Source organism: Intestinibacter sp. (genome assembly GCF_051866655.1).
Classification (GTDB): domain Bacteria; phylum Bacillota; class Clostridia; order Peptostreptococcales; family Peptostreptococcaceae; genus Intestinibacter.
Map to the genome: position 1 here is coordinate 1 of NZ_JBJDXL010000050.1, position 7,568 is coordinate 7,568.

At 28.5% G+C, this 7,568-nt stretch carries 7 protein-coding genes and 1 riboswitch; of the genes, 6 read left to right on the plus strand and 1 reads right to left on the minus strand.

Annotated elements, in window-relative coordinates:
* Positions 1 to 11: 11 nt before the first annotated feature.
* Positions 12 to 119: riboswitch (SAM riboswitch) on the plus strand.
* A gap of 200 nt (positions 120 to 319) precedes the next feature.
* From ACI3VO_RS01430 to ACI3VO_RS01440, 3 genes are all read left to right on the plus strand, one after another.
* Positions 320 to 1,288, plus strand: a complete 969-nt coding sequence (locus tag ACI3VO_RS01430) for a methionine ABC transporter ATP-binding protein (protein WP_439756194.1) — start codon at positions 320 to 322, stop codon at positions 1,286 to 1,288.
* Positions 1,278 to 1,943 (plus strand): methionine ABC transporter permease, encoded by a 666-nt coding sequence (locus ACI3VO_RS01435; protein WP_439756195.1) that lies wholly within the window; start codon positions 1,278 to 1,280, stop codon positions 1,941 to 1,943. The genes ACI3VO_RS01430 and ACI3VO_RS01435 overlap by 11 nt, the downstream gene beginning before the upstream one ends.
* Positions 1,944 to 2,009: 66 nt before the next feature.
* Positions 2,010 to 2,810: a MetQ/NlpA family ABC transporter substrate-binding protein gene (locus tag ACI3VO_RS01440; protein ID WP_439756196.1), complete on the plus strand. Its 801-nt coding sequence runs from the start codon at positions 2,010 to 2,012 to the stop codon at positions 2,808 to 2,810.
* Positions 2,811 to 2,900: 90 nt separating this feature from the next.
* On the opposite strand, the gene ACI3VO_RS01445 is transcribed toward ACI3VO_RS01440, so the two are convergent.
* Complete coding sequence (locus ACI3VO_RS01445; RefSeq protein WP_439756197.1) at positions 2,901 to 3,821, minus strand: Ppx/GppA phosphatase family protein; 921 nt, start codon at positions 3,819 to 3,821, stop codon at positions 2,901 to 2,903.
* A gap of 205 nt (positions 3,822 to 4,026) precedes the next feature.
* Between ACI3VO_RS01445 and ACI3VO_RS01450 the strand changes: the two genes are divergently transcribed.
* The 3 genes from ACI3VO_RS01450 to ACI3VO_RS01460 all read left to right on the plus strand — a co-directional run.
* Positions 4,027 to 6,144 carry an RNA degradosome polyphosphate kinase gene (locus ACI3VO_RS01450; protein ID WP_439756198.1) on the plus strand — a complete coding sequence of 706 codons (2,118 nt, stop codon included), beginning with the start codon at positions 4,027 to 4,029 and terminating at the stop codon, positions 6,142 to 6,144.
* Positions 6,145 to 6,154: 10 nt separating this feature from the next.
* The gene (locus ACI3VO_RS01455; RefSeq protein ID WP_439756199.1) at positions 6,155 to 6,835 is read left to right on the plus strand and encodes a winged helix-turn-helix domain-containing protein; all 681 of its coding nucleotides are present in this window, start codon (positions 6,155 to 6,157) and stop codon (positions 6,833 to 6,835) included.
* A gap of 19 nt (positions 6,836 to 6,854) precedes the next feature.
* The coding region (locus ACI3VO_RS01460; RefSeq protein ID WP_439756200.1) for a histidine kinase dimerization/phospho-acceptor domain-containing protein at positions 6,855 to 7,568 on the plus strand (714 nt) is incomplete at its 3' end.

Consider the following 7,568-nt stretch of genomic DNA (forward strand, 5'->3'; position numbering starts at 1 on the left):
ATTAAAAACAATTCTTATCAAGAGAGGCGGAGGGACAGGCCCTATGAAGCCCAGCAACCAATATTTATTTATAGTATATGGTGCTAAATCCTGCAACTATTAAAGTTGAGAGATGAGTATAAACAGATAATAGAAGCTTGAGTTTATACTCAAGCTTTTTTTAATATTTATAAATACTTAAAAAGAAAAATAGATAAAAAATATAAATATATTAAAAAACAGAAATATTTTCGACATGCTATAAAAAATTAACTAAATATATATAAAAATAAAAATATAAAATAAAATATATATAGTTAATTAGAAAGGGAGAGATTAAATGATAAAAATACAAAATCTTAATAAATATTATGGAGATACAAAGGTATTAAAAGATGTAAATATGGAAATTTCAGAGGGAGAGATATTTGGGATTATAGGTCATAGTGGAGCAGGTAAATCGACTTTACTTAGATGTATAAATGGACTTGAAAACTATCAAGAAGGAAGCTTGACAGTACAAGGAAAAGAAGTAAAAAATTTAAATGAAAAGGACATAAGAGAGCTTAGAAAAAATTTAGGAATGATATTTCAACATTTCTCATTACTAGAAAGAAGAACAGTATTTGAAAATGTAGCTCTACCACTAGAGTGCTTTAAATATTCAAAGGCTGAAATAGAAAAAAAGGTAAATAATCTACTTGAACTAGTAGGACTTAGCGATAAAAAAAATGTAAAGCCTAGAAATTTAAGTGGTGGACAAAAACAAAGAGTCGCAATAGCTAGAGCACTAGCACTAGAGCCAAAAGTTTTACTATGTGATGAGGCTACTTCAGCACTAGATCCAAATACTACTAAATCTATACTATCTCTATTAGAGGATATAAATAAAAAGCTAAACATAACAATTATAGTTGTAACTCACCAAATGGAGGTTATAAAGCAAATTTGTACAAGAGTTGCAGTAATGGAAGACGGTAAGGTTTTAGAAATAGAAAAGACAGAGGATTTATTCTTAAATAATACTAGAGGATTAAAGGCATTAATAGGAGATGAACAAATAGTACTTCCAGAAGGAACAAACATAAAAATAATCTTCCCTAAAGATATTGCCAATCAATCAGTAATTACAAATATGGCTAGAACTTTAGATTTTGATTTTAGTATAAGCTATGGTAAATTAGAAAAATTCCGAGAAGATGTACTTGGTTCATTGATAATAACAGTTAAAGATCATTACGCAAACGCAGTAAAAAATTATCTTACAGAAAGAAATATAACTTGGGAGGAAATAAAAAATGACAAATAATACATCATTATACGAGTATTTGACAGAAATACTGGGAGAAGCATTTTTAGAAACTATGTATATGATAATTGTGCCAACTGTGATTGCCACAATATTAGGATTTATATTAGCAATTATATTAGTTCTTACTAAACCAAAGGGATTAAAGCCTAATAAAACTGTATATTCAGTTGTTGGATTTGTAGTAAATATAGTTAGAAGTTTCCCATTTATCATATTACTAGTTGCATTAATACCATTTACTAGATTGATAGTAGGTACAAGTATAGGTGAAACAGCAGCAATAGTACCAATCACTATAGGAGCAGCACCTTTTATAGCTAGAATAATAGAAACAGCTTTAAATGAAGTAGATGAAGGACTTATAGAAGCTGCAAAATCTTTTGGAGCTACAAACACACAAATTGTTTTCAAAGTAATGATAAAAGAAGCGATGCCTTCAATAGTATCAGGTATCACACTTTCAGTAATATCAATCCTAGGATATACAGCAATGGCAGGTACTGTAGGGGCTGGAGGTCTTGGTAAGGTAGCTTTAGTATATGGACATCAAAGATTTGATACAGCAGTTATGATATATGTTGTAATAACTTTAGTAATAGTAGTTCAAGTAATACAAAGCTTAGGCGATTATGCTTATAAGAAATTAAAATAGAAACAATTAAATTAAAAATTTTAAAATTAATATAAAAAATTATAAAAACACAGGAGGAGTAAAAAAATGAAATTAAAAAAATTAGGAAAAGCGATATTATTAACAACATTAGTAGTAGGATTATTAACAGGTTGCTCAGGGGGAAACAAAGAAGATAAAACTATAAAGGTAGGAGCATCTCCAACACCACATGCTGAAATATTAGAAGCAGCAAAACCAGTACTAGAAAAAGAAGGATATGAACTTGAAATAGTTGAATACGACGACTATGTATTACCAAATGACGCACTAGCAGATGGATCTCTAGATGCTAACTATTTCCAACATATACCATACTTAGAAACTACAGTTAAAGAAAAAGACTACGATTTAACTTATTGCGCAAAAGTACATATAGAACCAATGGGAGTATATTCAAATAAAATAAAATCACTAGATGACTTAGAAGATGGAGCAAAGGTTTCAGTTCCAAATGACTCAACTAACGAAGCAAGAGCTCTTCAATTATTAGCAGCAAATGGATTAATAGAAGTTAACGATGGCGAATTAATAACAGCAAAAGATATAACAAAAAATCCTAAAAATATAGAAATCGTTGAAGTTGATGCAGCACAAGTACCTTCTACATTAGACGATGTTGATTTAGCAGTTATAAATACTAACTACGCATTAAATGTTGGTTTAAATCCTACTAAAGATGCAATAGTAATAGAATCAAGTGAATCTCCATATGTAAACATAGTTGCTATAAGAACTGAAGATAAAGACAGCGACAAAGCAAAAGCATTACAAAAAGCTTTAAATAGTGACGAAGTTAAACAATTCATAGAAGATAAATATGATGGAAGTATAGTTCCAGCATTCTAATAGACGATAAAATTTAAGTTAATGAAAAGAGAGTATGAAAAGTCTCAAATTGAAGGCTCATCATACTCTCAATTTATTATAAAGTTTTAATTATAGGCTTTCTGCATATTCAAATAAAATACCCTCTCTAATTCCGAATTTACTTATAGAAAGCTTATCAGAATTGATGTAAAACATAAGGTATTTAATTAAAATCAAGCAACCCACAAAGATATCAGATCTATTAGAAGACATACCTTTGATTTCTTTTTTTTGTTGTAAATTTAATCGTTTTACGATATTAAATAAGCTATTTATATTTTTATAAGAAATAACATAATTATCAAGTAAAATATCTATATCGTCAAATGCATGATTTCTCAAGATTTTTTCTATGCATCTGACAGATCCACCAATTCCTACAACGGGTAGGTTTTTATTTTCTTTTATCCATGGATATTTATCTAGCTCTTTAAATATCATTTCTTTGAATTTTTCTTCATCTTCTTCTGATACCTTGTCTTGTAAGTTAAAGTTTTTGGTGTTTGGAATACTTCCATAAGGCAAGCTTATAGATTCTATCAGTTTTTTATCCTTGACTAGTACTATTTCACAGCTAGAACCGCCGATATCTATTTGCAAGAAGTCATTTAAATTTATTGAATTTATAGAAGAAACAAAACCATAGTATGCTTCTTCCTTTCCGCTTATTATTTTAACATCTAAATTTAAGCTTTCCTTTAGCTCTTCTATTATTTGCGGTCCATTGCCGGCCTTTCTCAATGTTTCTGTTGCTACAGCTATTATTCTATTGCATCTGTAAAGAGTACATATTTTTTTCAAATCTGTTAAAGCTTCATTTAATTTTTTTATACCAAGAGCAGTTATATCATTTGCTCTATTTTTGTAATTGCTCAATCTCAATTTGATTTTCTTTTCATAAGATATTTGAAAAAATTTATTGTCGTAAATATCCGCCATTATTAATTTTAATGAGTTAGATCCTATATCTATAATTGCAACTCTGTTCAAAGTTATACCTCCGTAAAGTTAATTTTATTGATAATAAATATTATCAAGATTATACCAATAATAATATCAAAAAATAGCAAAATATATCGTTTTTTACAAAAACATAACATAGTTTACATAAAAATAAGGTTAGATAACTTTTTATAATGTTACTATAATATTGAAGAATTTAATTTTGAATATTTTTAGAATGGAGATAGATTAAATGAATAAAATGTACGATTATCCACAAAATTTTTTTAATAGAGAACTTAGCTGGTTAGAATTTAATAAAAGAGTATTAGATGAAGCGCGAAATGAAGAAAATCCATTATTGGAGAGAGTAAAATTTTTATCAATTTTTAATTCGAATTTAGATGAATTTTTTATGGTAAGAGTAGCTTCTTTGTTGAGAAAACATAAAAAGAACATTGATTCAGTTGATATAGCAGGTATGAATCCAAGTCAACAATTAGAAAAGATAATAGAAAAGGTTAGATTTTTGATAGAAGAACAATATAGCTGTTATAATGAACTTACAAGATTATTATCACTGAAACATATAAAAGTACATAAATATAAAAATTTATGTGAGAAATCAAAAAAATATATCGATGATTATTATGAAAGAGAAATATATCCAGTTTTAACTCCTATGATTATAGATTCAGCGAGACCATTTCCCTTATTACTTAACAAAACTTTAAATATAGCCGCATTATTAAAGACATCTAATAGCAATGCACATATATTTGGGACTATACAAGTTCCATCTGTAATAAATCGTTTAATAGCAATACCTAATGATGAAAATAGGGTAGACTTTGTTTTATTAGAGGATGTTATAAAATCAAATTTACCTAAGCTATTTAGCAGTCACGAGGTATTATATAGCTGTTCCTATAGAATAACAAAGGATGCAGATTTAGATGTCGATGAAGAGGATGCAATGGATTTATTGGAGACTATGGAGGAATCCTTAAAGCAAAGAAAATGGGGAGATGCAGTAAGACTTGAGATAGAATCAAATGGAAATAATGAGTATTTTAATGAAATATTAGATATAATTGTAGATGAGATAGAAATTGATGATAAGTATATATTTAAAATAAACGGTATAATAGATTTTACTTTTTTAAATAAATTAGGCTCTGTAAAGGGATTTGATGAATTGAAATATGAAAATGTAAAGATGGCGAATATTAAAATACCACATAGAACTGATATTTTTGGATATATAAAAGAAAAAGATATATTTGTTCACCATCCTTACGAATCTTTTGATATCATAGTAGATATGGTAAAGAAAGCAGCAGAGGATCCAAATGTACTTGCAATTAAACAGACATTGTACAGAGTAAGTGGAAATTCTCCTATAATAGAAGCCTTGACTAAGGCAGCTGAAAAAGGAAAACAAGTTACGGTTTTAGTTGAACTAAAGGCTAGATTCGATGAAGAAAACAATATAACTTGGGCTAAAAAGCTTGAAAAAGCAGGATGCCATGTTATATACGGAGTGATAGGACTTAAGACACATTGTAAAATATTATTAGTTGTAAGAAAAGAAAAGGATAAAATAAAAAGATATGTTCATTTTGGAACAGGAAACTACAACGACGTCACAGCAAAATTCTATACAGATATGGGAATACTTACAGCTGATGAACAGTTTGGCAAAGATGCATCGACTTTATTTAATATGCTATCAGGCTATGCATCACCGGATAATATGGAAAAAATAACTATAGCTCCTTATGGATTCAGAGATAAATTTGAGAAGATGATAAGAAGAGAAGCTGAAAATGCTAAAAAAGGTAAAAAAGCTAAGATAATAGCAAAAATGAATTCTCTTCTAGATAAAAGTATAACTACAGAGCTTTATGCAGCATCTCAAGCAGGTGTAGAAATCGAACTAATTGTAAGAGGCATATGCTGTCTAAAGCCAGGAATAAAGGGACTAAGCGAAAATATAAAGGTCAGAAGCGTAGTTGGAAGATATCTTGAACACAGTAGAATATATTATTTCTACAATGATGGAAAAGAAGAACTGTATATATCAAGTGGAGATTGGATGTATAGAAATTTAAATAAGAGAGTAGAAACTATGGGAATAGTAGAGGATAAAGATATCCAACAGGAAATAAAGGAAATTTTAGATTTATATTTAAAAGATAATGTAAAGGCTAAAATATTAAAGAGCGACGGTTCTTATGAAAAGAAACAACTGGTAGAAAATGAAAAAAGAATCAATACCCAAGAGGAACTAGTCGAATTTACATATAATAAAAACAAGAGTTTAGAAAAGGAATTTAGTCAAACACTTATAATTCCGGTCGGAAAATAAGGAGGATTTTATGAAAAAGATATTAATTATAGATGATGAGATTCATATAGTGGAATTGTTGAAATTTAATCTTGAAAATAATGGATATAAGGTCGATTATTCTTATGATGGATTTGATGGATACTTAAAGACAAAGGAATTTGAACCTGATTTAATTCTTCTAGATTGGATGCTTCCAAATATAAGTGGAATAGATCTTTTGAAAAAAATAAGATCAGATGCAGCATTAGAACAAATTCCAGTGATAATGCTTACTGCAAAAAATATGGAAGAGGATAAATTAGAAGGATTACACGATGGCGCTGATGATTATATTACAAAGCCATTTAGTGTAAAAGAAGTTCTTGCTAGAATTAGCTCAGTACTTAGAAGATATAAATACAGCGCAAATGAAAAAGAAGATATTTTAAAGGCTGACGATATACAAGTAAATGTAAATAAACATATTGTAACTAAAAATGGTCAAGAAGTAGAATTGACATTGAAGGAATTCCAAATATTAAAATTACTTCTTGAAAATAGAGGAAATGTTCTGACTAGAACCTTCTTACTAGATAAAATCTGGGGATATGACTACTACGGTGAAACGAGAACTTTAGATGTTCATATAAGACATTTAAGAAAAAAAATTGGCGACGACGATGGCAAATTTATAGAGACAATAAGAGGGGTAGGCTATAAAATTAAATAATATTTTGAGGTGAATTAAAATGAAAGAGATACAACTTTTGAACGAATTGTATATTTTTATAATATTAATTTTATCTATTGTGGCTGTAGTTTTGATTAGATATACTGTAAGCTTGAGGACCTACCTAAAAGAATTTATGAAGGTTTCAAAGGACATCAGCAATAAGGAATTTGATTCTAGAGTAAGAAGTCAGATGTCTGGTGAAATGGGCGAATTTGCGAAAAATTTCAATTCTATGATAGATACAATAAATTTTACTATAAAGGATATTACAAATAAAAATACGCAGTTGCAGTCTATTATGAAAAGTGTATCTCATGGAATTTTGGCGATAGATACTAAAGGTAGAATACTTTTGATAAATGAATTAGCAAAAGAAATGGTTGAAGGCGATGAGCTTTTAATACCAGAGGGAAAAAGTATAAGACAGTTTATAAAAAATAAAATTGTTTTAGAAAGTATTTTATCTAATATGTCGAGTGAAAACAGTGTTGTTGTACAAAAAAATATATCAAATGACATTATTTATAAAATAAAGATAGATCCAGTTTATTTTAAAGAAACAGATGCTGTAATAGGGTTTATTATAAATATTGAAGACGTTACAGATTATGTAAAGCTTGAAAATATGAGAAAACAATTTGTCGCAAATGTAAGTCATGAATTAAAAACACCACTTACATCTATAAAGGGATTTGTAGAGACACTAAAGATGACAGAAAATTTAGATGTA

Bases quoted from the DNA above. Each gene is read 5' to 3' on its own strand.
- ACI3VO_RS01430 (WP_439756194.1), top strand. From the start codon at position 320: ATGATAAAAATACAAAATCTTAATAAATATTATGGAGATACAAAGGTA.
- ACI3VO_RS01435 (WP_439756195.1), top strand. From the start codon at position 1,278: ATGACAAATAATACATCATTATACGAGTATTTGACAGAAATACTGGGA.
- ACI3VO_RS01440 (WP_439756196.1), top strand. From the start codon at position 2,010: ATGAAATTAAAAAAATTAGGAAAAGCGATATTATTAACAACATTAGTA.
- ACI3VO_RS01450 (WP_439756198.1), top strand. From the start codon at position 4,027: ATGAATAAAATGTACGATTATCCACAAAATTTTTTTAATAGAGAACTT.
- ACI3VO_RS01455 (WP_439756199.1), top strand. From the start codon at position 6,155: ATGAAAAAGATATTAATTATAGATGATGAGATTCATATAGTGGAATTG.